General features: G+C 71.6%; 25 protein-coding genes and 1 pseudogene. 15 read left to right on the top strand and 11 right to left on the bottom strand.

What is annotated here, in order from left to right; translation table 11 throughout:
* Position 1 precedes the first annotated feature (1 nt).
* Positions 2 to 655: a DUF305 domain-containing protein gene (locus OO68_RS06260; protein WP_033307126.1), complete on the bottom strand. Its 654-nt coding sequence runs from the start codon at positions 653 to 655 to the stop codon at positions 2 to 4.
* A 190-nt stretch (positions 656 to 845) separates the two neighbouring features.
* Between OO68_RS06260 and OO68_RS06255 the strand changes: the two genes are divergently transcribed.
* On the top strand, positions 846 to 2,348 hold the full coding sequence (locus OO68_RS06255; RefSeq protein ID WP_033307125.1) for an LVIVD repeat-containing protein: 1,503 nt from the start codon (positions 846 to 848) through the stop codon (positions 2,346 to 2,348).
* On the opposite strand, the gene OO68_RS06250 is transcribed toward OO68_RS06255, so the two are convergent.
* The 4 genes from OO68_RS06250 to OO68_RS06235 all read right to left on the bottom strand — a co-directional run bounded on the left by OO68_RS06250 (position 2,336) and on the right by OO68_RS06235 (position 5,678).
* On the bottom strand, positions 2,336 to 3,022 hold the full coding sequence (locus OO68_RS06250; protein WP_033307124.1) for a TetR/AcrR family transcriptional regulator: 687 nt from the start codon (positions 3,020 to 3,022) through the stop codon (positions 2,336 to 2,338). The two genes, OO68_RS06255 and OO68_RS06250, sit on opposite strands and share 13 nt — an antisense overlap.
* 247 nt (positions 3,023 to 3,269) lie before the next feature.
* Positions 3,270 to 3,938: a phosphatase PAP2 family protein gene (locus tag OO68_RS06245; protein WP_033307123.1), complete on the bottom strand. Its 669-nt coding sequence runs from the start codon at positions 3,936 to 3,938 to the stop codon at positions 3,270 to 3,272.
* A 157-nt stretch (positions 3,939 to 4,095) separates the two neighbouring features.
* Positions 4,096 to 5,031 carry a M56 family metallopeptidase gene (locus OO68_RS06240; protein WP_033307122.1) on the bottom strand — a complete coding sequence of 312 codons (936 nt, stop codon included), beginning with the start codon at positions 5,029 to 5,031 and terminating at the stop codon, positions 4,096 to 4,098.
* Positions 5,032 to 5,129: 98 nt separating this feature from the next.
* Entirely contained in the window at positions 5,130 to 5,678 is a 549-nt protein-coding gene (locus OO68_RS06235) for a DUF5134 domain-containing protein (protein ID WP_033307121.1), read from the bottom strand.
* A 150-nt stretch (positions 5,679 to 5,828) separates the two neighbouring features.
* Between OO68_RS06235 and OO68_RS06230 the strand changes: the two genes are divergently transcribed.
* Both OO68_RS06230 and OO68_RS06225 read left to right on the top strand, forming a co-directional pair.
* Entirely contained in the window at positions 5,829 to 7,493 is a 1,665-nt protein-coding gene (locus tag OO68_RS06230) for an FUSC family protein (protein WP_033307120.1), read from the top strand.
* On the top strand, positions 7,490 to 8,164 hold the full coding sequence (locus tag OO68_RS06225; RefSeq protein ID WP_245236913.1) for a MarR family winged helix-turn-helix transcriptional regulator: 675 nt from the start codon (positions 7,490 to 7,492) through the stop codon (positions 8,162 to 8,164). The genes OO68_RS06230 and OO68_RS06225 overlap by 4 nt, the downstream gene beginning before the upstream one ends.
* A 56-nt stretch (positions 8,165 to 8,220) precedes the next feature.
* On the opposite strand, the gene OO68_RS06220 is transcribed toward OO68_RS06225, so the two are convergent.
* Positions 8,221 to 8,982 (bottom strand): VOC family protein, encoded by a 762-nt coding sequence (locus tag OO68_RS06220; protein ID WP_033307119.1) that lies wholly within the window; start codon positions 8,980 to 8,982, stop codon positions 8,221 to 8,223.
* 185 nt (positions 8,983 to 9,167) lie between these two features.
* Here OO68_RS06220 and OO68_RS06215 point away from each other — a divergent pair, with 185 nt between their 5' ends.
* On the top strand, positions 9,168 to 10,103 hold the full coding sequence (locus OO68_RS06215) for a GNAT family N-acetyltransferase (protein ID WP_033307118.1): 936 nt from the start codon (positions 9,168 to 9,170) through the stop codon (positions 10,101 to 10,103).
* On the opposite strand, the gene OO68_RS06210 is transcribed toward OO68_RS06215, so the two are convergent.
* Positions 10,085 to 10,477, bottom strand: coding sequence for a VOC family protein (locus tag OO68_RS06210; protein WP_033307117.1), 393 nt, complete (start codon positions 10,475 to 10,477; stop codon positions 10,085 to 10,087). The genes OO68_RS06215 and OO68_RS06210 overlap by 19 nt on opposite strands.
* 71 nt (positions 10,478 to 10,548) lie before the next feature.
* Between OO68_RS06210 and OO68_RS06205 the strand changes: the two genes are divergently transcribed.
* Positions 10,549 to 11,088 carry a GNAT family N-acetyltransferase gene (locus tag OO68_RS06205; RefSeq protein WP_033307116.1) on the top strand — a complete coding sequence of 180 codons (540 nt, stop codon included), beginning with the start codon at positions 10,549 to 10,551 and terminating at the stop codon, positions 11,086 to 11,088.
* Between the two features lie 3 nt (positions 11,089 to 11,091).
* Here the strand turns inward: OO68_RS06205 and OO68_RS06200 are convergent, their stop codons facing one another.
* A complete protein-coding gene (locus OO68_RS06200) occupies positions 11,092 to 11,775 on the bottom strand; it encodes a glycerophosphodiester phosphodiesterase (protein ID WP_033307115.1) in 684 nt (227 codons plus the stop codon).
* Positions 11,776 to 12,025: 250 nt separating this feature from the next.
* On the opposite strand from OO68_RS06200, the gene OO68_RS06195 reads away from it, so the two are divergent.
* From OO68_RS06195 to OO68_RS06175, 5 genes and pseudogenes are all read left to right on the top strand, one after another.
* A complete protein-coding gene (locus tag OO68_RS06195; protein WP_033307114.1) occupies positions 12,026 to 13,423 on the top strand; it encodes a DUF6421 family protein in 1,398 nt (465 codons plus the stop codon).
* Between the two features lie 41 nt (positions 13,424 to 13,464).
* On the top strand, positions 13,465 to 14,211 hold the full coding sequence (locus tag OO68_RS06190; protein ID WP_033307113.1) for an SDR family NAD(P)-dependent oxidoreductase: 747 nt from the start codon (positions 13,465 to 13,467) through the stop codon (positions 14,209 to 14,211).
* Positions 14,208 to 15,278: a threonine aldolase family protein gene (locus OO68_RS06185; RefSeq protein WP_033307112.1), complete on the top strand. Its 1,071-nt coding sequence runs from the start codon at positions 14,208 to 14,210 to the stop codon at positions 15,276 to 15,278. Before OO68_RS06190 ends, OO68_RS06185 begins: the two co-directional genes overlap by 4 nt.
* A gap of 68 nt (positions 15,279 to 15,346) precedes the next feature.
* A pseudogene (locus OO68_RS42150) lies at positions 15,347 to 15,918 on the top strand (transglutaminase domain-containing protein).
* A 12-nt stretch (positions 15,919 to 15,930) separates the two neighbouring features.
* Positions 15,931 to 16,632 carry a B3/B4 domain-containing protein gene (locus OO68_RS06175; RefSeq protein WP_033307111.1) on the top strand — a complete coding sequence of 234 codons (702 nt, stop codon included), beginning with the start codon at positions 15,931 to 15,933 and terminating at the stop codon, positions 16,630 to 16,632.
* A gap of 18 nt (positions 16,633 to 16,650) precedes the next feature.
* Here OO68_RS06175 and OO68_RS06170 read toward each other — a convergent pair whose 3' ends face one another.
* Both OO68_RS06170 and OO68_RS06165 read right to left on the bottom strand, forming a co-directional pair.
* Entirely contained in the window at positions 16,651 to 17,379 is a 729-nt protein-coding gene (locus OO68_RS06170) for a lysophospholipid acyltransferase family protein (RefSeq protein ID WP_033307110.1), read from the bottom strand.
* 185 nt (positions 17,380 to 17,564) lie between these two features.
* Entirely contained in the window at positions 17,565 to 17,981 is a 417-nt protein-coding gene (locus OO68_RS06165; protein ID WP_033307109.1) for a DUF4395 domain-containing protein, read from the bottom strand.
* Positions 17,982 to 18,059: 78 nt separating this feature from the next.
* On the opposite strand from OO68_RS06165, the gene OO68_RS06160 reads away from it, so the two are divergent.
* From OO68_RS06160 to OO68_RS06145, 4 genes are all read left to right on the top strand, one after another.
* Positions 18,060 to 18,473 carry a thioredoxin family protein gene (locus tag OO68_RS06160; protein ID WP_033307498.1) on the top strand — a complete coding sequence of 138 codons (414 nt, stop codon included), beginning with the start codon at positions 18,060 to 18,062 and terminating at the stop codon, positions 18,471 to 18,473.
* Positions 18,474 to 18,556: 83 nt separating this feature from the next.
* Positions 18,557 to 19,048 (top strand): flavin reductase family protein, encoded by a 492-nt coding sequence (locus tag OO68_RS06155; protein ID WP_033307108.1) that lies wholly within the window; start codon positions 18,557 to 18,559, stop codon positions 19,046 to 19,048.
* Positions 19,049 to 19,268: 220 nt separating this feature from the next.
* On the top strand, positions 19,269 to 20,057 hold the full coding sequence (locus OO68_RS06150; RefSeq protein ID WP_033307107.1) for an electron transfer flavoprotein subunit beta/FixA family protein: 789 nt from the start codon (positions 19,269 to 19,271) through the stop codon (positions 20,055 to 20,057).
* A 52-nt stretch (positions 20,058 to 20,109) separates the two neighbouring features.
* The gene (locus OO68_RS06145) at positions 20,110 to 21,072 is read left to right on the top strand and encodes an electron transfer flavoprotein subunit alpha/FixB family protein (RefSeq protein ID WP_033307106.1); all 963 of its coding nucleotides are present in this window, start codon (positions 20,110 to 20,112) and stop codon (positions 21,070 to 21,072) included.
* A gap of 57 nt (positions 21,073 to 21,129) precedes the next feature.
* Here OO68_RS06145 and OO68_RS06140 read toward each other — a convergent pair whose 3' ends face one another.
* Positions 21,130 to 22,035: an endonuclease/exonuclease/phosphatase family protein gene (locus tag OO68_RS06140; protein ID WP_033307105.1), complete on the bottom strand. Its 906-nt coding sequence runs from the start codon at positions 22,033 to 22,035 to the stop codon at positions 21,130 to 21,132.
* Positions 22,036 to 22,228: 193 nt separating this feature from the next.
* On the opposite strand from OO68_RS06140, the gene OO68_RS06135 reads away from it, so the two are divergent.
* On the top strand, positions 22,229 to 23,530 hold the full coding sequence (locus OO68_RS06135; protein ID WP_033307104.1) for a DUF6986 family protein: 1,302 nt from the start codon (positions 22,229 to 22,231) through the stop codon (positions 23,528 to 23,530).
* Positions 23,531 to 23,555 lie beyond the last annotated feature (25 nt).

The raw sequence follows: 23,555 nt of genomic DNA, 5'->3' as shown, positions 1-23,555 counted from the left end.
CTCAGAGCATGTTCCGCATCCGTGTGATCTCGCTCGTCTGCTGCGCGATCACCTCGTCGGCCATCTCCTCGACGCGGATGTTGTTGCCCTGCCCCTTCACGTCCGTGGCCATGGTGATCGCACCCTGGTGATGGGTCGTCATCAGGGTGAGGAAGAGCCGGTCGAAGGCCTTTCCGTCGGCCGCGCGGAGCTTGTCCAGCTGGGTTTTCGTCGCCATGCCGGGCATCGTGGCGTGCTCGTGCCGCTCGGCCTTCAGCGGCTTGCCGTACGACTTCAGCCAGCCCTTCATGGCCTCGATCTCGGGCTTCTGGCCGGCCGCAATGCGCTCGGCGATCCGCTTCACGTCCTTCGACTCGGCACGCCGCGGGGTGAGTTCGGTCATCACCAGGGCCTGGGCGTGGTGCTCGATCATCATGCGGACGTAGGAGACGTCGGCCGAGTTGGGGGAGTCGTTCTCCGAGCGCCGGCCGGCGGCCTCCTCGGCGGACAGGGTGCGGTTCGCCTCCCCGGGCTCGCCCGGCGCGATCACAGCGGGTTCGTCCGCCGCGGCCGGCTTGCGGTCCGGACCGGAGTCACAGCCCCCGACCGCGAGCACGGCCAGGGCGACCAGCCCCGTCGTGACGGCGGACGCCCGGGACGCACGGCGGAAGAGCACAACGACCTCCTGTGGCAGGTGGGTTGGGACGCACCTCGTGTTGCGGACGACGTACTGGCACGCTTCCGCGGGTCATTGATCGGGAAACTTCATTGCGATTCTGTTGCCCCCTGTTGGTATGTGCATGGCGAAGACGATACTGCGTGGTGCGTGAACCGTTCCGCAGTGAACGGAACCAGGGAGGAAAACAGTGATCCTGTTGAACGACCGCAGAACACGCCGCAGACGCGTGGGAGTCGTGGCCGCCGCCGGCGGGCTGCTGGCCGCGCTCCTCACAGCGGCCCCGGCAGCGGCCACCCCCGACCCGGGGGACGCGCCGTCCGTGCCGAAGAAGGTTTCCAAGAGCGCTCAGGCCGAGGTCCGTGAGGCCATCCAGAGCGGCGAGATACCCGGCCAGGACGAGATCGTCCACTCCGACAACATCCAGCACCTGGCCCACGTCCCCAAGGACGTGCTGCAGGGCACGAACTCGGACCTCGCCTTCCAGGGCAGGTACGCGTTCGCGGGCAACTACGACGGTTTCACGATCTTCGACATCAGCAACCCCAGGGTGCCGAAGACCGTCACCCAGGTGCTGTGCCCCGGCTCGCAGAACGACATCTCCGTCTCCGGCAACCTGCTGTTCCTGTCCACCGACTCCTCGCGCAGCGACAGCAGTTGCTCCAGCACCACCCAGCCGGCGACCGAGAAGTCCTCCTGGGAGGGCATGAAGGTCTTCGACATCAGCGACAAGCGCAACCCGAGGTACGTCGCCGCCGTCGAGACCGCCTGCGGCTCGCACACCCACACGCTGGTGCCCGAGCGCCGCAACGTCTACGTGTACGTCTCCTCGTACTCGCCGAACGCCGCCTACCCCGACTGCCAGCCGCCGCACGACGGCATCTCCGTCATCAAGGTGCCGCGCAGCGCCCCCGAGAAGGCGAAGGTCGTGGGCTTCCCCGTGCTGTTCCCCGGTGAGGGGCCGGACGGCGGCGGCAACCCGGGCGGACCCACCAACCCGGGCGTCTCCAAGACCACCGGCTGCCACGACATCACCGTGCTGCCGTCGAAGGACCTGGCGGCGGGCGCCTGCATGGGCGACGGCATCCTGTTCTCCATCAAGGACCCGGAACGCCCGAAGATCATCGACCGCGTCCAGGACAACGTCAACTTCGCGTTCTGGCACTCGGCGACCTTCAACCAGAAGGCGAACAAGGTCGTCTTCACCGACGAGCTCGGCGGCGGCGGCGCGGCCACCTGTAACGCGGAGATCGGCCCGGACCGCGGTGCCGACGGCATCTACGACGTGGTCGGCAAGGGCGACAAGCGCAAGCTCGTCTTCCGCAGCTACTTCAAGATCCCCCGCCACCAGGCGGACACCGAGAACTGCGTCGCCCACAACGGCTCGCTGATCCCGGTCAAGGGCAAGGACATCATGGTCCAGGCCTGGTATCAGGGCGGTGTCTCCGTCTGGGACTTCACCGACTCGGCCAGACCGAAGGAGATCGCCTACTTCGACCGCGGCCCGCTGACCACCGACACGATCAAGTCGGGCGGCTCATGGTCGGCGTACTACTACAACGGCTACATCTACTCGAACGAGTACGCGCGGGGCTTCGACGTGCTGAAGATCGACGACCGGCGCACGAACCCGGCCCGCTGGGTCCACCAGCGTGAGCTCAACGTCCAGACCCAGCCCGACTACTTCGACTGACCCCGCGGGTCGCACTCCAGTGCGGCCCCGGTCGCGAAGAACCGCGACAGATCCTTGTCGCCCCTCCCGCCGCAGGCTCCGGCCTCCGGCGGGAGGCCCAGCTCCCAGTCGAGCCGGTAGCGCTTGAACAACTCGGCCCGCAGTACCGGCACCGGCATCGGCACCCCCGGCACCAGGGCCGCGTACACGGAGCCCATCAGCAGGGCGCGCAGCATCGGGTAGTCGCTGTCGACGTCCGGCGACCCGTGCCGGGCCATGGTGTCCCGGAGCAGCTCCGCCAGCCGCCGCTGCTCCGGGCACTGCATGAAGCCCTCGGCCTGCAGGATCCCCGCCATGTGCTGGCGCATCAGCACGGGCCGGTCCCGGGCCAGGCCCAGGATCGCGTCGATGGCCCGGGCCATCCGCTCCCGGCCGTCCTCGGTGCGCGGCTCGCGCTCCAGCGCCTCCTCCAACGTGCGGTGCATCAGCCGGTGCACCGCGGACTGCACCAGCTGGCGCTTGCCGGGGAAGTAGTACGACACCAGACCACGGGCCGAACCCGCCCGGTCCGCGATGTCGCCGAGGGTCGTCGCGTCGTAACCGCGCTCGCCCACCAGCTCGACCGCGGCCTGCAACAGCCGCTCCCGGGAGCGCCGCCGCAACTCTTCATTGACCGAGGCGCTACGCGGAGACATGCTGTAACTCCTGTGTTGACTGGCTGCCAGCCAACTATACTCAGAGCGTCCGGCCACGGCCCTGTCAGGTCTGGGCCGGTGATGCCGTCTGCCTCGGGCGACACGGGGGATCGTCCGAGGCGGGCGAGCAGTCGGACCCGGTGGTGGCTTCGGGCTGCTTGCCTGCGGCAGGCCCTACGGCCGCCCTGCTGCGGTCCTGCGAGAGCGCGTCGGGCCGCACTCCGAGAGCGGTGAGGCGTCCCCGGGTTCAGGGCTGCCTGAGGCGGTGCACCCACACCGCTGCGGCCACCACCGTCGTCCCCAGCAGCCAGCCGCCCAGCACGTCCGACGGCCAGTGGACGCCGAGCCAGATCCGCGTCAGCCCGACCCCGACCACGGAGACGGCGGCCACGGCCACGGCCGTACGCCACACGGCCCGGCCGACGCCGTGCCGGTGCAGGAGCCACAGCAGCAGGCCGCACACCACCGTGGCGGTCATGGCGTGCCCCGACGGGAACGCCGAGTAGTGCGCCGAGTCGACGGGGTCGGGCCACACGGGGCGGGGGCGGTCCACGGCGGCCTTGATGCCCTGCTGGAGCAGGGTGCCGAAAGCGACGGCCAGCGCGAGCCACACCGCCGTCCAGCGCGCCGCCCGCCGCACCACCAACCACACGACGACAGCCGCGCACAGCAGTCGCATCGTCCACGGGTCCCACACCCAGTCCGTGAGGATGCGGCACGTCTGGGTGAGGACCGGTTCGTCGACCGCCCAGCGGTGGGTGGTGCCGGCGATGTCCCCGTCCGCGCCGATCAACGGGCTCCATCTGGCCGCGACGAGGGTCAGCAGCAGTACCGAGCACAGGGCCAGGACACCGGCGAAGCGGGCGGCGGTGTGGTGCTCCGGGCGGGGCGGGGAGTCGACGGACGAGGTGTGCATACAGCGATCCTCGCCGAACCGGGGGGTCCGGATCCAGTAAGGCGACGATCTTCGGCCCTCGGGCAACCCACTTCGGCCATCGGGAGCCACCGGATCCGGGCCGGGCGCATGCCTCGTCCGATGCCGGTCCCGGCCCGGACCCCGGCGGCCCCGGCGGTCATCCCAGCGCCCGCAACCCCGGTACGAACGCCACCAGCACCGGCACCAACGGCACCAGCGCGGCCGTCGCCGTCAGCCGCAGGCGCCGGGCCGCGGTCAGCCGGTCCGGCGGTGTGAGCAACCGGTGCACCCGGGCCGGGACATGGGCCCGCGGTGTCGGGCAGGGCCCGAACACGCCGCGATGCTCGTTCAGTTCGACCAGGGCCAGGGCGGTGGTCAGCCGGCCGAAGCGGCGCGATGCCGTGTCGTCGGCGGCGAGTTCGACCAGACGGTGCATCTCGTCCCGGAACGCGGCGAACACCGGAAGCTGGGGAAACCCGCTGGCCAGGGCCGAGGAGCAGTTCAGCAGCCAGTCGTGCCGGGCCCGGGCGTGGCCCTGCTCGTGGGCGAGCACGGCGTCCAGCCGGCGGCCCTTCAGCCGGAGCAACGCGGCCGTGGTGACGACCAGTTGCGGGGGAGCGCCGGGCTGCCACCAGGCGTCGGGCCGCTCGCTCTCCAGGACGACGAGCCGGCCCGAGACGGCCACCTCGCCCGGCAGCAGCGGAGCCCGCACCAGCAGGTCGGCCCGTCGGCGGCGACGTCCGGCGCGGGCCCGGCCGATCTCGCGGAGCAGCATCGCCGCGCTCCACAGCCCGCCACCGGCCAGCGCGAGGGCGGTGGTCGCCGCCCAGGGGCCGGCGGTGCCGAGGACGTAGGCCTCGACGACCGCACGCGGGGCCGTCGCGAAGAGGTGCCCGCCGACCGCGTGCCAGGCCGCGGCCGCGCTGAGCGTCATCGACAGCGCGCAGCACACCAGGACGGTCGCCACGACGCACTGCCACACCCACAGCGCCACCACCGGCTCACGGTCCGGCCAGTCCGCCCGGGCGAGCATCCGGGGGCCGGCCACGGCGGTCAGGGCGCCGAGCAGCAACAGCGCGGCGGTGAGCATCATGAGGGCAGCCTATGAGGGCCGCCATGCTCCGGGGTACGACTTGTGCCGCCGAAGTGACGCAGGCAACGGATCCGTTGGGCGTGCCGGGCCGCTCCCGCTCACAGCGTCAGCAGCATGGTCACCATCGCGATCCCCATGGACAGCCGGCAGGCCCGGGCCAGTTCCGGCCGGTCGCCCCATCCGGCGGGACCACCGCCGCCGGCCACGGCGGCGACCGGCACCAGGCGGACGCCGGTCAGCAGCACGTAACCGGCGAAGTACAGCAGCAGCGCCCCCGTCAGGAGCGGGACCCCCGATCCGCCCCGGCCGTGCGCGTGTGCGGGTGAGCCGGCCATGACGAGGGACATGTAGACCATCGCCGCGGCCCCCACCAGGTGGTGGAGATGGTGTGCGCCTGCCCGTGCCGCCCAGAGCGCGTGCACGCCCGCCGCTCCGAACACCGCCGCGTAGACGGGCCACGCCCACGAAGGCGGGGTGAACACCGCCGCCGGCACGGCCATCGCGGCCATACCGAAACCCATGAGCGCCTCGCCGCCCGCGGCGCTGCGCTGCCCCTCGGCGCCGCTGCGCATCCGCGCCAGGCAGTAGGCGCCGGTCACCGCGCAGAGCGCTACCAGCAGCCAGCCGGACGAAGCCGGTCCGTGCACGCGCACCTCCCCCTTCGGCAGTCGGTCATTCGATGCCCGGGCCATGCGGCGCGCACGCGAGCGCAAGGGTGTACACGGGGGGCATTCGACGGAGCACTCCAGGTGAGGAGATGTCTTTTACCGATAAAACACCTGTTAATCTTATGCCTCATGAGCAGTGCGACAACCACCCCCGCCGCCCCACCCGCCCGGCGCCTCCCGCTGGCGGGGGTGCTGCGCCTCGGCAGGCCCTCGGAGATCTGGTTCAAGCCCGCGCTGAGTGTCGTCGCGGCGACCGCTCCGCCCGCCCTCACCCTGTCGGCGCTCGGCCGGCCCGACCTCGTGATGTACGCGATGGCCGGATCCCTGTGCGCGCTGTACGCCCACAACCGTCCGTACGCCGCCCGGGCCGGCGTCCTCGCGTGGGTGGTGCTGGGCATGCTCGGCGGGGTCGCCGTGGCCCTGGTCGCGGCCTCGCTCACCGGCAGCGCCGCCGTCCTGGTCACCGTCGGCGCGCTGCTGGCCGCCGCGCAGAAGGTGCTGTGCGACGCCACCCGCGTCGGCCCGCCGGGCAACGTCGTCCTCACCTTCGTCAGCTCCGCCTCCCTGTTCGCCCCGCAGACCCTCGGCCAGGTGCCCGGACATCTGGCCCTGACCGCCGCGACGGGGGCCTGGGCCTGGCTGGTCTGCATGGCGCCCGCGCTCGTCCGGCCGCACGGACCGGAACGCCGTGCCACCGCCGCCGCCCTGAAGGCCGCCGCCGCATACGCGGACACCGGCGGCACGGGCGAGGGGCATGCCCGGGCCCGCGCCGCCGGGTACGCCGCGGTACAGGCCGCCTGGCAGTCGCTGCTGTCCACCAGCGCCCCGTCCCGGACCAGGCGTGCCCTCGAACGGCTCGTCGCGCGCGCCGAGGTCGCCCTCGCGGCGCCGACGGAGGCGGACGCGCAGCGCCTGCGCGCGTGGGCGGGGCCGCTGCGCGGCACCGGCCCCGTCCCGCAGGCCGGACCGGCGGACGCGGCCGCCGACGAACTGCTCGGAGTGGACGCCGCCCGGCCCCTGCGGGCGCGGCTCGGCCCGCTTGCCCCCCTCGCGGTGCGTACCGCCCTCGGCTGCGCGCTCGCCGGCCACGTCTCGCTCGCCCTCGGGATCGGCCGTCCCTACTGGGCGCTGGTCACCGCCGCCTCGCTCTACCAGGCGAACCTCACCCTGACCTGGAGCCGGGCCGTCCAGCGGGTGGTGGGCAACGTCCTCGGCGTACTCGTCTTCCTGGCCGTCGTGCCGCTCGCGCACCTGGGGCCGGTGGCGCTCGTGCTGTGCTGTCTCGCGTTCAGCTTCGGCGCGGAGGTGCTGATCAGCCGCAACTACTGGCTCGGCAGCGTCTGCGTGACGCCCATGGCCCTGCTCATCACGGAGTTCGCCGGGCACCAGGAGCCCGGGGCGCTGATGACGGAGCGGGTCGTGGACACCGTCGTCGGCGCGCTGGTCGGGTTCGTCGCCGCCCTGGCCGTCACCAACCGGCGCGCGGGCGCCCGCGTCGAACGGGCGCTGACCGCGGCCGACCGGGCCCGCGAACACGCCGCCCGCCTCCTGGCCGGGCCGGACCCCGGCACCGCGGCCCTGGAATCCGCCCGCCGCGGCCTCGCCGTCGCCCTGGCCGAGCTGCGCGCCGCGGCCGACGCGGCCGCCGGTGAATGGTGGCAGCGGGCCCTGCCCCAGGAGCGGGTCGTGCTCGCCGAACAGTCCGGACACCGTACGCTCGCCGCTACGGCCCGACGCCAGGGACTGCTCCCGGACCGGGACCCGGCCACCGAAACGGAGGACGCACGGCCATGACGCCGACCGAAGGACCATCGCCCACGGGGAGCGACGCGGGACAGGCCCCGCAGCCGGGGACCGGGGCAGAGCCGGTGGCGCGGGGATGGGCGGCCGACGACAAGGCGACGGCCGCCGGAGGTGCGGTCGAGGACGCGTCCGGTGAGGATCTCCCGGGAGGCGTGCGCCGGGGCGACACCGTCGCCGCCGTCGTCCGGCAGTGGCAGGCCGTGCACCCCGGGCTCGACACCGGGCCGATGGAGATCATCGGGCGGATCAACCGCTGCGCCGCCCTGCTCCAGCAGGCCGAGGACGCTCCGCTGCGCCGGGCCGGACTCAGCCGGCCCGAGTTCGACCTGCTGGGTGCGCTGCGGCGTACCGGGCACGAACTGACGCCCGGGGACCTGGCCAGGGAGACCTTCTCCTCGGGAGCGGCCGTCACCAAACGCCTGAAGCAACTGACCGAGCGGGGTCTGGTCGAACGACGGGGCGACACCCGTGACCGCAGGGTCGTCCACCTCCGGCTCACCGACGCAGGACGCGACCTCGTCGACGCGATCCTGCCCGTCCAGCTCGCCTACGAGACGGCCGTGCTGTCCGGCGTGGACGGCCCCGAACAGGGTGAACTCGCCGCCCTGCTGGGGGAGTTGCTCAGCCAGCTGGAGGGGCGACTCGGCGTTCTGCGGGCCTGACCGCCTCCGGGGCAGGCAGTGGCGGTGCCGCCGGAACGAGGCACCATGACGCAGGCTCAGGCCTCGTCGCCCGCCCGGTACACGCCGAACACCGCCCCCTGCGGGTCCCGCAGCACCGCGATGCGCGGCCCGTCGGGCACGGAGGTGGGCACCATCAGGACCGTGCCGTGCTGCTGGACGACGGCGGTCGTCTCGTCCACGTCGGCCACGGCGAAGTACGGCAGCCAGTGCGCCGGCACCTCGGGCGGGAACTTCTCGTCCATCGTCACCATGCCGCCGAAGTCCGCGCCGCCGACGCCCCACTGGGTGTAGCGGTCCGACGGGGCGACCGTCCAGCCGAACACCCGCGTGTAGAAGGACACGGCGCCCTCCGGGTCCCGCGTCATCAGCTCCACCCAGCCCAGCGAACCGGGCGCGTTGAACAGCCCGGCGCCCGGGAAGGTTCCCGCCTGCCACAGCTGGAAGACCGCGCCGCCCGGGTCCGCGGCCACCGCGAACCGCCCCACGTCGAACACGTCCGTCGGGCCGAACAGCACCGACCCGCCCGCCTCCGTCACCGCACGGACGGTGGCGTCCGCGTCGGTCACCGCGAACGACACGTTCCACGCGACCGGCTGCGAGGGCTGGTACAGCGGGGCGAGCGCGGCCACGGCCGCGTCCCCGAGATGCGCCACGGTGTAGCCGCCGGCCTCCTGACGCGCGTCCGTCTCCGGCCGCCAGCCGAACAGCCGCGTGTAGAACCGCCGGGCCGCGTCCAGGTCGCTGGTCCCCAGCTCGGTCCAGCAGGGACCGCCGGTCACCGGTGCGTCGAGCTTCATGGCGTTCCTTCCGCGAGCGGCGGGGACCTCGCCCCCGAGGGCCCCCTCCAGCACGCTAAGCCGCGCGCAGGACTCCCTGCCATCCGGGGAAACCCGGTGGTGTGCCGCGGCGGCCGCGGCGTACCCTCGCCCCGTACCGCACCGCGTGGCGGCCTCCCACTCCTTCAGCCTGCCCGGAGGTACCCATGCCCGCGCCCGAGGTGCGTCCCTTCCGCAAGACCGACCGCGACCAGCTGACCGACCTGGTCAACATGCACGTCGCGGCCGTCGTCCCCGGCGTCTCCGTCTCCGTGAACACCGTTCTCGGAGATCTAGAGCGGCGGCCTGGCGAGTTCATCACCGACCCGTGGGTGGCCGAGCGGACGACGCTCGTAGCCGAGCAGCGCCGGCACGTCGTCGCCGCGGCCCACCTGCTGCGCTACCGCGCCGACGCCGAGGTCGGGGAGACCTACCGGGACGCCGCCGAGATCAACTGGTTCGTCCACCGCCCGGCGACACCCCTCCGGCCGGACGCCGAGCTGGCGGCGCACCTGCTGATGCGGGCGTGCCTGGCACAGTTGACCCGCTGGAACGCCCGCGTCCGGTACGCCGACGGCGCACTGCCCGCCCCGCTCGTCTACGGCCTGCCCCGCAACTGGCCGCACATCAGGGCCCTCTACGAACGCGCGGGGTTCCGGCACACCGGAGACACCGAGGTCATCCTGATCGCCCGGGTGGCCGACCTGCCGGCCCACGAACCCCGGCCTGGTGTCACAGCCGAGCGCACGCTGGGGGAGTGCGGCACCCGCTTCACGGCCCGGGCCGGGGGAAAGGCGCTCGGCTTCGTCGAGATCGACACCGCCCTGGCGCGTCCGGAACGCCACCTGCGAGCCTCCGGCCTCGCCGACATCGGCAACTTGCATATCGACCCGGCGGAGCACGGCACCGGCCTGGAGCACTGGCTGCTCGCCCGGGCCGCGGACTGGCTCCGGCTGTGCGGCGTGGACCGGCTCGTCGCCTACGAACCCGCCGAGGGCAGCGCCACGACCGCCCTCCTGACCGCTGCGGGCTTTGTCGAACTCACCCGCACCGAGCGGGGCTGGGAGCATCGCCCGGGCCGGGCTCAGATGCCGGGCCGGTAGCGGATCGGGTGGTCCGCCGGCACCTCCACCAGCACGATCGGCGTCCCGTCGGGGTCCGCGATCCACATCTCGACCAGACCCCAGGGTTCCTTCACCGGCGGCCGCACGATCTCCACGCCCTTCGCCCGCAGCTCCTCCTGCGCCGCCGCCACGTCGTCGACCTGCAGCCACAGCCGCACGGCGGGCGCCGGGGGCGTCTCGGACCGCCCCGAAACCTCCAGGAAACCGCCGCCGAGGAAGAAGACGGTGCCCCGCTCGGCTCCCGTGCCGAACTCGCGGTACACGGCGAGGCCCAGCTGCTCGCCGTAGAAGGCACGCGACCGCTCGGGGTCGGTGGGGCGGAGCAGGATCCGGCTGCTGAGTACATGCACCATGCAGCGGAGCTTAGTGGTGGCGTTACGCTCATCCCTGCCCAGCCTCGCAGCCGCAACGGAGACGTACGCCCATGGAGACCGCCGCCACCGCACTGACCTTCCGCCACGCCACCGACGCCGACGTGGACGAGCTGGTGGCGCTGATCGAGTCGGCCTACCGGGGCGACGACAGCAGGGCCGGGTGGACCACGGAGGCCGACATCCTCGAAGGGCAGCGCACCGACCGCGAGGGCGTGCTGGCGGTCGTCAAGTCGCCCGACAGCCGGCTCCTCACGGTGGAGAAGGACGGCAGGATCGTCGCCTGCTGCCAGCTGGAACACCAGGGCGAGCACGCCTACTTCGGGATGTTCGCCGTCAGCCCCCGGCTCCAGGGCGCGGGCCTCGGCAAGGTGATCATCGCGGAGGCGGAGCGGCAGGCCCGTGAGACCTGGGGCGTGCGGGAGATGCAGATGACCGTGATCTCCGTGCGCGACGACCTCATCGCCTGGTACGAGCGGCGCGGCTACCGCCGTACGGGCCGGATGACCCCGTTCCCGTACGGCGACGAGCGCTTCGGCGTTCCGCAGCGCGACGACCTGCAGTTCGAGCTGCTGGTCAAGGAGCTCGACTAGCGGCTAAGCCGTGAAACGGCCGGTGCGCTTGATCTCCGGGTGGTCGGTTGTGGCGCCGTCCAGACCGAAGGCCCGGACGAGCCGCAGCTGGTCCTGCGTGTTCACCACCCAGCCGATGACCCTGAGGTCGGCCTTGCGAGCCCGCTCCACGATCTCCAGGGTCAGCCGGCGGATGTTCAGGCAGACGGTCTCGGCGCCGGCCTGGACGGCGCGGTCCACGATGTCGGTGCCGTAGCGGCTGGCGATCAGCGCGGTGCGCACCCCAGGCACCAGCGGCTTGATCTCGGCGATCGCCTCGTCGTGGAACGAGGACACCTCCACGCGGCCCGCCAGCCCGCGCTCGTTCATGACCTCGGCCAGCGCGCGCGCCGCCTGCGCGTCCTTGATCTCCGCCTGGAGCGGCGAGTGCACGGCCTCCAGGACCTCCTCGAAGACCGGGACCCGTTCGCCCCGGCCCGCGTCCAGGGCCCGCAGCTCGGCGAGGGTCTTCTCGGCGATCGGGCCGGTGCCGTCGGTCGTGCGGTCCACATCCGTGTCGTGCATGACGACGAGCGCGCCGTCCTTGCTCAGGTGCAGATCGAGCTCGATGGCGTCCAGGCCCGCCTCCTGGGCGGCGACGAAGGACCGGAGGGTGTTCTCGGGTTCCACACCCATGACTCCGCGGTGACCGATGGTGAGGAAGTTCAAGACGCGACTCTCTTCCGTCGACAGGCGGCACTGGGGGCCTGCACGGCCCCCCTGACCGTATCGCCTGGACCCGCCCTGTGCAGAGAGTGAGGGCATGGTTGCCGCACATCCGGGCAGAAGCGTGACCGGCAGGAAAAAGTGCGGTGAAGCGCAGGGTCGGGCAGGATAATTTCCCGGGTTCACCCTTGCTGGGAGGAACCTCGTGTGTATACGGTCTGCATACGTGAGATTCTCCCGTGGAAGGTGGGACATGACGGAAATTCTTGTGCAGGTGGGTTCGGAGGAAGGTCTTCCTCCCGTGGCCAGGGTGGTCGAGCACCCGGCATGGCCCGTGCTCAAGGATGCCGTGGAGCGGATCCGGCCATGGCAGTCCAAGGACGGGTCGATCGACTTCGACGCCGAGGGCGCGCCCGACCCGGCCGACGCCGAGCTCGCCGTCCGCCAGGTCGCCGACGCCGTCCTGGAGCTCTCCCCGCTGCTCCCGCACGACGGCGCCTACCATGAGGCCCTGGTCAAGGACCTGACCCGGTGGGCCGACAGCGGCTTCCAGGTGCCCGACTTCCTCGACTCGCTGCTGGCCTTCCAGCCCGCCGCGAACCGCGCGGACGGCCTCCAGCACCTTGTCGTCTTCCCGATGTACACCCAGAACGGCAACCCGGACCGCAACCTCGAAGCGGTCGTGCTGCGCATGGTCTGGCCGGACTGGCTGGCCGAGCTGGAGCGCACCCGCTACGACAACCCGCTGTTCTGCGGCATCACGTTCGAGGACTTCACCTCCGGCTACGACACCAACTCGGCCGTCCTGTTCCCCGAGACCATCGCCGTGCGCGAGGCCCCGGAGCGGTTCACCTGGGGCGGCATCTTCTGCGACCGGGAGGCCGCCCGCTTCCGCCGCGTGACCGACGCCGCCGTCGACATCCTGGGCCTGGAGCTGCCCGAGGACGTCGCCGCCATGGTGCACGACCAGAAGCGCTGCGAGGAGGCGTTCGTCCTGTGGGACATGGTCCACGACCGCACCCACAGCCACGGCGACCTGCCCTTCGACCCGTTCATGATCAAGCAGCGCCAGCCGTTCTGGATGTACGGCCTGGAGGAGCTGCGCTGCGACCTCACCGCCTTCAAGGAGGCCGTGAAGCTGGCCGGGGAAGGCGTTCCGCAGGCCCGTGACGTGCAGGTCGCGGTCCTCTTCGACCGCATGTTCCGCTTCCCGGTCACCGGCGAGCGGGTGCGCAACTACGACGGTCTTGGCGGCCAGCTCCTCTTCGCGTACCTGCACAAGCACGACGTCGTCCGCTGGACCGACAACAAGCTCACCATCGACTGGGAGCGCGCCCCGCAGGTCACCAACCAGCTGTGCGCCGAGATCGAGGACCTGTACCGCGACGGCATCGACCGCCCGAAGCTGGTCCACTGGTTCGCCGGCTACGAGCTGGTCTCCACCTACCTCTCCCCGCACCCGGGCTCCAAGTGGGCCAAGGGCCCCGACGCCCTGGACACGACGCAGCCGCCGCGCAAACTCGTCGATGACGTGCTTCCGGACGAGTTTCCGCTGAGCATGTTCTATGAGGCACTGTCCAAGAAGCTGAAGAACGTGATCGCCTCCACCAAGGGCATCACGGCGGACGGCGCCGAGCGGATCGCCGCGTGAGCGATCGGCGTACCGGGAACACTGCTCAGGAGGCGAAGATCATGGGGAACGGGGCGCTCAGCGGTGCGGTGATCGCGGTGGCCGGAGCGGGCGGGCCCGCCGGCCGGGCCGCACTGCTCAGGCTGGCCGAGGCGGGTGCGACGGTCATCGGGTCGGACAACGACCCGGAGCGGCTGGCGGAGGCGGTGGACGCGGCGAGCTTCGCGTCCGGCGGCGCCACCGTCACCGGTGACACGGTCGACCTGCTGGATCTCGGGGCCACCCGCGACTGGGCCACCCGCATCGAGAAGGACTTCGGACGCGTCGACGGCCTGGTCCACCTCGTCGGCGGCTGGCGCGGCAGCGAGACCTTCACCCGGACCAGCCTCGACGACTGGGACTTCCTGGAGATGCTGCTGGTCCGCACCGTGCAGCACACCTCCCTCGCGTTCCACGAGGCGCTGCAGCGCAGCGACCGCGGCCGGTACGTGCTGATCAGCGCCGCCGGCGCCACCAAGCCCACCGCGGGCAACGCCGCCTACGCGGCCGGCAAGGCGGCGGCCGAGGCGTGGACGCTGGCCATGGCGGACTACTTCCGCAAGGCCGGGGGCTCCGGGGGGCCGACGTCGGCTGCTGCGATCCTGGTGGTGAAGGCGCTGGTCCACGACGCGATGCGCGCCGACCGGCCCAACGCGAAGTTCGCGGGCTTCACCGACGTCAAGGACCTGGCCGAGGCCATCACCACGGTCTGGGAGAAGCCCGCCGCCGAAGTGAACGGAAACCGTCTGTGGCTCACCGAGAAGCCGTGAACCCGCCGAAGACCGACGCCCGTCGTCATCACGACCCCGAGGTCCGCGGTTTCGCCAGCGACAACTACGCCGGGGCCCACCCGGAGGTGCTCGCCGCCCTGGCCCTGGCCAACGGCGGGCACCAGGTCGCGTACGGCGAGGACGCCTACACCGGCAACCTCCAGCAGGTGATCCGCAGCCACTTCGGACCCACGGCCGAGGCGTTCCCGGTCTTCAACGGCACCGGCGCGAACGTCGTCGCGCTCCAGGCGGTCACCGACCGCTGGGGAGCGGTGATCTGCGCGGAGACCGCGCACATCAACGTCGACGAGTGCGGCGCCCCGGAGCGGGTCGGCGGTCTGAAGCTGCTGACCGTTCCGGCGCCGGACGGCAAGCTCACGCCCGAGCTGATCGACCGGCAGGCGTACGGCTGGGACGACGAGCACCGGGCGATGCCGCAGGTCGTCTCCATCGCCCAGGCCACCGAGCTGGGCACGGTCTACACGCCGGACGAGATCCGGGCCATCTGCGAGCACGCCCACGCGCACGGCATGAAGGTGCACCTGGACGGCTCGCGTCTCGCCAATGCCGCCGCCACGTTGAACGTCCCGATGCGGACGCTGACCAACGCCGCCGGTGTCGACATCCTCTCCCTGGGCGGCACGAAGAACGGCGCCCTGTTCGGTGAGGCCGTCGTGGTCATCAACCAGGACGCGGTCAGCCACATGAAGCACCTGCGCAAGCTGTCCATGCAGCTCGCCTCCAAGATGCGCTTCGTGTCGGTGCAGCTGGAGGCCCTGCTCGCCCGGGACCTGTGGCTGCGCAACGCCGGGCACGCCAACGAGATGGCCCAGCGGCTCGCCGAGGGCGTGCGGGCCGTGCACGGTGTGGAGATCCTCTACCCGGTGCAGGCCAACGCGGTCTTCGCCCGCCTGCCCCACGACGTGAGCGAGCGCCTCCAGAAGCGGTTCCGCTTCTACTTCTGGGACGAGGCCGCGGGCGACGTCCGCTGGATGTGCGCCTTCGACACGACCGAGGACGACGTGGACGCCTTCCTGGCGGCGCTGAAGGAGGAGATGGCGCGCTAGCTGCATAGATATACGGCAGAGCGTAAATTGATTGACGTGGGAGTGATCCCTCCTTACGCTCTGTCGTCATGCAGCTGATCCAGCAGACGCCCGACCTCTCCGCCTATCTGGCCGCCGACGAGGCGATCGACCACCACCATCCGCTGGTGCGGGAAACGGCGGCCAAGCTCGTCGACGGGGTGGCCGACTCGTATGAGTATGCGCGGGCGGCATTCGAGTTCGTTCGCGACACCATCCCGCACTCGCAGGACTCCGGCGATCTCCGCGTCACCTGGCGCGCCTCCGACGTCCTGGAGCAGCGCACCGGCATCTGCTACGCCAAGGCCCACGCGCTGGCCGCCCTGCTCCGGGCCGAGGACATCCCGACCGCGCTCTGCTACCAGAAGTTCGACGTGGTGCACGGGCTGGTCGCCGTGCGGTTCAACGGCGCGTGGCACCGGCAGGACCCCGGGGCAACAAGCCGGGTGTCGACGCCCGGTTCCGCCTCGACGGTGAGCAGCTGGCCTTCGTGCCCGACCCGGCGTCCAATGAACTGGACTATCCAGTCTTGTATGCTGCACCGCATCCGGTCGTGCTCGACACGCTGACGGCGGCGCGCGACCGGCCACACCTGTGGCAGACGCTCCCCACCGCACTCTGAGGCAAGGCGACCATGACCCTCACCCTGACCGTGTCCGACGACGTACGCGCCCTCGCCCCCGGTTTCACGCACGTCGCGATCGAGGCCCACGGCCTGGTCAACGGCCCGAGCAGTGAGGCCGGTTCGGCCCTGCTGGACGACGCGGCGCGCCGGCTCGCCGTGCGACTGGACGGCCGAGCCCCGCACGAGGACCCGCACATGGCCGCCTGGCGCGAGACCTACACGGCGTTCGGCTCGAAGCCGTCCCGCACCCGCAACTCCGCGGAGGCGCTGGCCAAGCGGGCCCTCTCGGACGCCGGGCTGCCCCGCATCAACCTGCTGGTGGACCTCTACAACGCCGTCTCCGTCGCCCATCTGATCCCCGTCGGCGGCGAGGACATCGACCGGATCGAGGGAGGCATGCGGCTGATCCGCGCTACGGGGGAGGAGGACTTCGTGACCGTCGCCGGGGGCGAGGAGACCGTCGAGCACCCCGACACGGGCGAGGTCGTGTGGCGCGACGACGCGGGCGTGACCTGCCGCCGCTGGAACTGGCGCCAGGGCCCGCGCACCCGGCTCACCGAGCGGACGACGTCCGGCATCTTCCTGCTGGAGAGCCTGGCGCCGATGCCGGTGGCCGAGGTGATGGCGGCCGCCGAGGAACTCGCCGAGCTGCTGGCGAAGTTCAGCCCGGGAGCGGACATCGCCGTCCGCGCTCCGGAGTCCTTTGTCTGAGCCCCGGCCGGGCGGGCGTCAATGTGCCTCGGCCGCCCGCACCTGCTCCGGCGTGGGCGCCGTGCCGCCGAGGTGGGCCGGCATCCACCAGGTGTCGTCCGGGCCCTTCGGGCGGACGGGGTAGGCGCGCTGGGCGGCCTCCAGGAGCTCCTGGACGCGCTCCCGCAGCTGGCGCGTGATGGCGCCCGCGTACTTGTCGCGGGAGGCCTCGATCGCCTCGCCCACCCGAATGGTGATGGGGATGTGGCTGCGCTTGAAGTTGCGCGGCTGGCCCTTCGTCCACAGCCGCTGCGTGCCCCACACCGCCATCGGGATCAGCGGGACGCCGGCCTCCTGGGCCAGGCGCGCGGCGCCCGACTTGAAGCTCTTCAGCGTGAACGACTGCGAGATCGTCGCCTCCGGGAAGACCCCGACGATCTCGCCCGACCGCAGCGAGTCCAGGGCGTGCGCGTAGGCTGCCTCGCCCTGCTTGCGGTCCACGGGGATGTGCTTCATGCCGCGCATCAGCGGACCGGAGATCCGGTGCCGGAAGACGGACTCCTTCGCCATGAAACGCACGAGACGTTTCTGCGGCAGTGCCGCCAGGCCGTCGAAGACGAAGTCCAGGTAGCTGATGTGGTTGCTCACCAGCACGGCGCCGCCCGAGCGCGGGATGTTCTCCGAACCCTGGAGGTCGATCTTGAGGTCCCACACCTTGAACAGCGTGCGGGCGAAACCGACGACGGGACGGTAGACGAGCTCTGCCATGGGCGGGTCGGACCCCTCCTGCTCTGCCTGGGAAGGGATTCCCAGTGGAAGTTACGCAGCCGTAGGTTTACGGCATGCGCAGATCGTGCCCGAAGAACGGCCGGGTAGCCAGTCCTCGTGCCCGTAGTCCGAGAGATTCTCGTCACGTCACCCGCAGGTCCCCACCTCGTGCTTTTGCGCGCCCATTACTCCGCGCGGACCGCCACCCGCCGCACGAGCAGGTACAACTCGCAGCCCAGGCAGTACCCGAACGCAGCATTGAGGAAGGCCGCGGCGAGCGCGGCGCCGGTCGCCGCGAGGCCGAGCCAGCCGGGACCCAGGGTGTAGCCGACGAGCCCGAGTCCGGCGAAAAGCAGCCCGACCACCTGGGCGAAACGCGGCGGTTCGGGCGCTTCGAACTCCGTCGGCGGCCCCAGCCGCGACCGAACGGCCTTGGCGAACAGCAGGCCGTACGGGGAGCGTCCGACCCCGCCCGCCGCGCCGAGCAGGAACGCCAGCGTCTGCCAGGCCAGCAGCCAGGTGCTCCCGGTGACCAGAACGACCGCCAGGACGGCGGCCGTGACGGCCGCGCCGAAACGCGGCCCCCTCACATCGATGTCCATGGGAATCAAGCATTCCGCACAGAGGCAGGGTGGCGGGGCCGGGAATCTTTGCGGTCTCGTGAACGCTTGCAGAAGGTGATGACCGGACTGGTGGTGTGCGTGGTGGTGCTCGCGGCGGCGAGCGCCTACGGAGTGCTGCAGCGGCGGCGGAGCGGGAGAGTACGGGTGCGCGGGCGCGACGACGGCAAGCGGCTCGATGCGTCGGACCTGGGTGCGGAGCTCGGCGAGCGGTCCACGCTCGTGCAGTTCTCCAGTGCGTTCTGCGCGCCCTGCCGGGCGACCCGGCGGGTCCTCGGCGAGGTCGCCGGCCTGGTCCCGGGTGTGACCCACGTAGAGATCGATGCCGAGGCCCACCTCGACCTCGTACGACGGCTGGGCATCCTCAAGACCCCCACCGTGCTGGTCCTGGACGCCGACGGCCGGGTGGTGCGGCGGGCCACCGGGCAGCCGCGCAAGGCCGACGTGATCGCCGCGCTGGGGGAGGCGGTGTGAGGGGCGTGACGCCGTCCGTGAGTCATCTCCCACATCACGGAACGAACTTGACTGCGCGTACCAGTTATCGTCAGCCTGACCGCATGCCTGCGGACCTCCTCGCCACGCCCGACCTCCTGCGCTCGGTCTTCCGGCGGCACGCGGCAGGAGTCGCCGTCGTCACCGCTCGGGGCGAGGCGGGCCCGGTGGGCTTCACCGCGACCTCCCTGACATCCGTCTCCGCCGAACCGCCCCTGCTGTCCTTCGGGGTCGGCACCGGGGCCTCCAGCTGGCCCGCGATCGCGGCGGCGGACCACGTCGGTGTCCACATCCTCGGTGAGCACCAGCAGGAGCTGGCCGCCACCTTCGCGCGCAGCGGCGCCGACCGCTTCGGCCCGCCCACCGCCTGGCGGGAGGGCCCCGAGGGCGTTCCCGTCCTCGACGGTGTGCTCGCCTGGCTGGTGGGCCGGGTCGTCGCGCGCGTGCCCGCCGGGGACCACCGGATCGTGCTCGCCGAGGTCGTGGACGGCGACCCCTCGGGCACCGGCCGTCCGCTCCTCTACCACCAGGGGCGTTTCCAGCGCCTGGGCGACTGAGCGGGGCATCCCCCGGGCTGCGTGACCGTCGAGTTCCGGTTACGCTGCGTTGCGAAGGTCACAGTTCAAAGCGCTTGCTTAGCGGGAACGAACTGGGTGTACTGACGAGTAATATTTCGCTCGGGGCGTGGGTTCGCCCCGACCGGGATCGGACGCTAGAGGCGCCTATGCTGCCTGCAAGTAGGCAGCATGGAAATGACGATGCAGTAGGAGAGCCGGCGTGAGCTTGAGGATCGTTGTCACTGTGAAGTACGTGCCCGACGCCACTGGCGACCGGCACTTCGCCGATGACCTGACCGTCGACCGGGACGACGTGGACGGTCTGCTCTCCGAGCTCGACGAGTACGCGGTCGAGCAGGCGCTGCAGATCTCCGAGAACTCCGACGACGACGTGGAGATCACCGTCCTGACGGTGGGCCCCGAGGACGCCAAGGACGCCCTGCGCAAGGCGCTGTCCATGGGCGCGGACAAGGCGATCCACGTCGAGGACGACGACATCCACGGCACCGACGCCATCGGTACCTCCCTGGTCCTGGCCAAGGCGATCGAGAAGGCCGGCTACGACCTCGTCATCTCCGGCATGGCCTCCACCGACGGCACCATGGGCGTCGTGCCCGCCCTGCTCGCCGAGCGCCTGGGCGTCCCGCAGGTCACCCTGCTCTCCGAGGTCTCCGTCGAGGACGGCACGGTCAAGGGCCGCCGCGACGGCGACGCCGCCTCCGAGAACCTTGAGGCCTCCCTCCCGGCGGTCGTGTCCGTGACCGACCAGTCGGGCGAGGCCCGTTACCCGTCCTTCAAGGGCATCATGGCCGCCAAGAAGAAGCCGGTGGAGTCCTGGGACCTGTCCGACCTCGACATCGACGCCGAGGAGGTCGGCCTGGAGGGCGCCTACACCACGGTCGACGGCGCTGCCGAGCGTCCGGCCCGTACCGCGGGCACGATCGTCAAGGACGAGGGCGAGGGCGGCAAGCAGCTCGCTGAGTTCCTCGCGGGCCAGAAGTTCATCTGAGCCCCTTCGCTGACCGCCCCTCATCTTTCGCAAGCAGGAGAGAAGAAGTCCCATGGCTGAAGTTCTCGTCTACGTCGACCACGTGGACGGTGCCGTCCGCAAGCCCACCCTGGAGCTGCTGACCCTCGCCCGCCGCATCGGCGAGCCGGTCGCCGTCGCGCTGGGCAACGGCGCCGGCGACACCGCCGCCGCCCTCGCCGAGCACGGCGCCGTCAAGGTCCTCACGCACGAGGCCGCCGAGTACGCCGACTACCTGGTCGTACCGAAGGTCGACGCCCTCCAGGCCGCGCACGAGGCGGTGTCCCCGGCCGCCGTGCTGGTGCCGTCCTCCGCCGAGGGCAAGGAGATCGCCGCCCGGCTGGCGCTGCGTCTGGGCTCCGGCATCATCACCGACGCCGTCGACCTGGAAGCCGGCGACGAGGGCCCCGTGGCCACGCAGTCGGTGTTCGCCGCGTCCTTCACCACCAAGTCCCGCGTCTCCAAGGGCACCCCCGTCATCACGGTCAAGCCCAACAGCGCCGCCGTCGAGGCCGCCCCGGCCGCCGGTGCGGTCGAGGCCCTGTCGGTGACCTTCTCCGCGCAGGCCACCGGCACCAAGGTCACCGGCCGCACGCCGCGCGAGTCGACGGGCCGTCCGGAGCTGACCGAGGCCGCGATCGTGGTCTCCGGTGGCCGTGGCGTCAACGGCGCGGAGAACTTCGCGATCATCGAGGCGCTCGCCGACTCGCTCGGTGCCGCCGTCGGCGCCTCGCGTGCCGCGGTCGACGCCGGCTGGTACCCGCACACCAACCAGGTCGGCCAGACCGGCAAGTCCGTCTCGCCGCAGCTGTACATCGCCAACGGCATCTCCGGCGCCATCCAGCACCGCGCCGGTATGCAGACCTCGAAGACGATCGTGGCGATCAACAAGGACGCCGAGGCCCCGATCTTCGACCTCGTCGACTACGGCGTCGTCGGCGACCTCTTCGACGTCGTCCCGGCCCTGACCGAGGAGATCAAGACCCGCAAGGGCTGATCGATTCCGGCTGTGGAAGGCCCCCGTGACCGCGCGAACGGTCTCGGGGGCCTCTTCTCATCCCAGGGTCATCGAGGCCTGCACCGGCAGGTGGTCGCTCGGATACGTCCCGTCCCTGCTGAAGGTGTTCATCCCGGCCCAGTGCGTGGTCACCCCGGGCGTGGTGAGGATCCAGTCGATGCGGCGCCCGCCGGGCTTGAGCCTCCGGTAGCCGTGGTGCGTCCCGTACGCCGGACCCCGCGAGGCCGCCGCGTCCCAGGCGTCCACCAGCCCGATGTCCAGCATGAGGTCGTACACCCGGTTGTCGTGGGCGGCCGCGTTGAAGTCGCCGGTGACGATGACCGGCAACCCCCTGTCCCACCCGGCGATCGTCTCGCCGATGAGCCCCGCCGAGCGTTCCCGGGCGTACTGGCTGACGCTGTCCAGGTGGGTGTTGAGGACGTAGAACTCCCGCCCCCCGTCGGCGAGATCCGCGAAGCGGACCCAGGTCACCATGCGCAGCCAGTCCGCGCCCCAGGTGTTCGAGGCGATCGCGTACGGGGTGTCGGAGAGCCAGAAGTGATCGAACTCGACCGGGGCGAGTCTGCGCGTGTCGTAGAAGACCGCCATGAACTCGTCCTTGCTGCCGCCGCCGCGTCCGACGCCGATCCAGTCGTGGTGCCCGCCGAGATCCTTCTCGATCGCGCGCACCTGCCGGTAGAGCCCTTCCTGAGTGCCGATGAGGTGCGGCAGCTCGCGCCGCAGCAGGTCTCGCATCACCGGTCGGCGCACGTCCCAGCGCGGTGTCCGGTCGACGACGGTCCCGAAGCGGACGTTGAACGTCATGACGTTCAGGGCACCCGGGTGCTCACCGGCGGAAGCGGGCGGTGTGGGGCCCGCGGTGGTGAGCAGCGGTCCCGCGATGGCGGCCGCCGCCGCTGCCTTGAGCCCGTGGCGGCGCGTCACTCCGACCTCGTTGGGCACGTGGTCTCCCTCCCCTTGCACGTCAGGATGAAGCTTGCCCTCTTGATACGGAAGATGGGGGCGGGTCGGCAGTGATCATGGGTGAAGGATGCGGAATCCCACTGCCGACGGTGTTGACCAGGGCGAAGGTCGGCCGATAACTTCGCTCTACGGATTGTTGATTCCGTACAGCGGAAAATAGGAGGGTCTCGGAATGGGTCAGGGCCAGCAGGAGAAGGTGACGACCAGCCTCGCGGGCGCCGTCAGCGAGGAGATCAGCGCCTCCCTCGCGCCGGTCGACGCCGAGCTGGAGCGCCGCTACCCCGGAGACCCCGGCACCCGCCAGCCCGTCCACACCGTCTACGTACCCGGCGACGCCTTCGCCGCCGACACCGTCCGCTCCTGGGGTGACCGCGCCCTCGCGGCCCTCGACGAACACGCCCCCGATGCCGCGACGTTCGCCGCCGTCCTCGGCCTCTCCGGGGAACTCGCCGAGCCCGTCCACGCGCGCGTGCGCGCCAAGCTGGAGCGCGAGCCGATCGAGGACCTGCGCGTCGACTTCGAGGACGGCTACGGCAACCGCCCCGACGCCGAGGAGGACGAGGCCGCCGCCCGCGCCGCCCGGATCGTCGCCGAGGCCTTTGCGGACGGCACCGCCGCCCCGTACATGGGCATCCGCATGAAGTGCATGGAAGCGCCCGTCCGTGCCCGGGGCATCCGCACCCTCGACATCTTCCTCACCGGCCTGATGGAGGCCGGCGGCCTGCCCGGCGGGCTCGTGCTCACCCTGCCCAAGGTGACCTACGCCGAGCAGGTCACCGCCATGGCACGGCTGCTGGACGCCTTCGAGAAGACCCACGGCCTCGAACCCGGCCGGATCGGCTTCGAGATCCAGATCGAGACCAGCCAGTCCGTCCTCGCCGCCGACGGAACCGCCACCGTCGCCCGCATGATCCAGGCCGCCGAGGGCCGCGCCACCGGCCTGCACTACGGCACCTTCGACTACAGCGCCTGCCTCGGCGTCTCCGCCGCCCACCAGGCCAGTGACCACCCCGCGGCGGACCACGCCAAGGCTGTCATGCAGGTCGCGGCGGCAGGCACCGGCGTACGCGTCTCGGACGGCTCGACGAACGTCCTGCCGGTCGGCCCGACCGCCAAGGTCCACGACGCCTGGCGCCTGCACTACGGCCTCACCCGCCGCGCCCTGGCCCGCGCCTACTACCAGGGCTGGGACATGCACCCCGGCCACATCCCCACCCGCTACGCGGCCGTCTTCGCCTTCTACCGCGAGGGCTTCGAGCAGGCCGCCACCCGCCTGTCCCGCTACGCCAATCGCACCGGCGGCGACGTCATGGACGAACCCGCCACCGCCAAGGCCCTCAGCGGCTACCTGCTGCGCGGCCTGGACTGCGGCGCCCTGGACAACGGCGAGGTCGCCCGCCTGGCCGGCCTGACCCGGGCGGACCTGGAGTCCTTCGCGGCGCCCCGGCGCGGTGACCTGACGGCGTCCGCCTGACACCGTCCGCACGACGGACCGGCCG

Origin of the sequence: Streptomyces iakyrus (assembly GCF_000717055.1) — a bacterium.
GTDB classification, from domain to species: domain Bacteria; phylum Actinomycetota; class Actinomycetes; order Streptomycetales; family Streptomycetaceae; genus Streptomyces; species Streptomyces iakyrus.
This window is presented reverse-complemented; position numbering and strand designations above follow the sequence as displayed.

Coding starts and splice junctions, on each gene's coding strand:
- OO68_RS06250 (WP_033307124.1), bottom strand. CDS start 3,022: ATGTCTCCGCGTAGCGCCTCGGTCAATGAAGAGTTGCGGCGGCGCTCC.
- OO68_RS06245 (WP_033307123.1), bottom strand. CDS start 3,938: ATGCACACCTCGTCCGTCGACTCCCCGCCCCGCCCGGAGCACCACACC.
- OO68_RS06240 (WP_033307122.1), bottom strand. CDS start 5,031: ATGATGCTCACCGCCGCGCTGTTGCTGCTCGGCGCCCTGACCGCCGTG.
- OO68_RS06230 (WP_033307120.1), top strand. CDS start 5,829: ATGAGCAGTGCGACAACCACCCCCGCCGCCCCACCCGCCCGGCGCCTC.
- OO68_RS06225 (WP_245236913.1), top strand. CDS start 7,490: ATGACGCCGACCGAAGGACCATCGCCCACGGGGAGCGACGCGGGACAG.
- OO68_RS06220 (WP_033307119.1), bottom strand. CDS start 8,982: ATGAAGCTCGACGCACCGGTGACCGGCGGTCCCTGCTGGACCGAGCTG.
- OO68_RS06215 (WP_033307118.1), top strand. CDS start 9,168: ATGCCCGCGCCCGAGGTGCGTCCCTTCCGCAAGACCGACCGCGACCAG.
- OO68_RS06210 (WP_033307117.1), bottom strand. CDS start 10,477: ATGGTGCATGTACTCAGCAGCCGGATCCTGCTCCGCCCCACCGACCCC.
- OO68_RS06205 (WP_033307116.1), top strand. CDS start 10,549: ATGGAGACCGCCGCCACCGCACTGACCTTCCGCCACGCCACCGACGCC.
- OO68_RS06195 (WP_033307114.1), top strand. CDS start 12,026: ATGACGGAAATTCTTGTGCAGGTGGGTTCGGAGGAAGGTCTTCCTCCC.
- OO68_RS06190 (WP_033307113.1), top strand. CDS start 13,465: ATGGGGAACGGGGCGCTCAGCGGTGCGGTGATCGCGGTGGCCGGAGCG.
- OO68_RS06175 (WP_033307111.1), top strand. CDS start 15,931: ATGACCCTCACCCTGACCGTGTCCGACGACGTACGCGCCCTCGCCCCC.
- OO68_RS06170 (WP_033307110.1), bottom strand. CDS start 17,379: ATGGCAGAGCTCGTCTACCGTCCCGTCGTCGGTTTCGCCCGCACGCTG.
- OO68_RS06165 (WP_033307109.1), bottom strand. CDS start 17,981: ATGGACATCGATGTGAGGGGGCCGCGTTTCGGCGCGGCCGTCACGGCC.
- OO68_RS06160 (WP_033307498.1), top strand. CDS start 18,060: ATGACCGGACTGGTGGTGTGCGTGGTGGTGCTCGCGGCGGCGAGCGCC.
- OO68_RS06155 (WP_033307108.1), top strand. CDS start 18,557: ATGCCTGCGGACCTCCTCGCCACGCCCGACCTCCTGCGCTCGGTCTTC.
- OO68_RS06145 (WP_033307106.1), top strand. CDS start 20,110: ATGGCTGAAGTTCTCGTCTACGTCGACCACGTGGACGGTGCCGTCCGC.
- OO68_RS06135 (WP_033307104.1), top strand. CDS start 22,229: ATGGGTCAGGGCCAGCAGGAGAAGGTGACGACCAGCCTCGCGGGCGCC.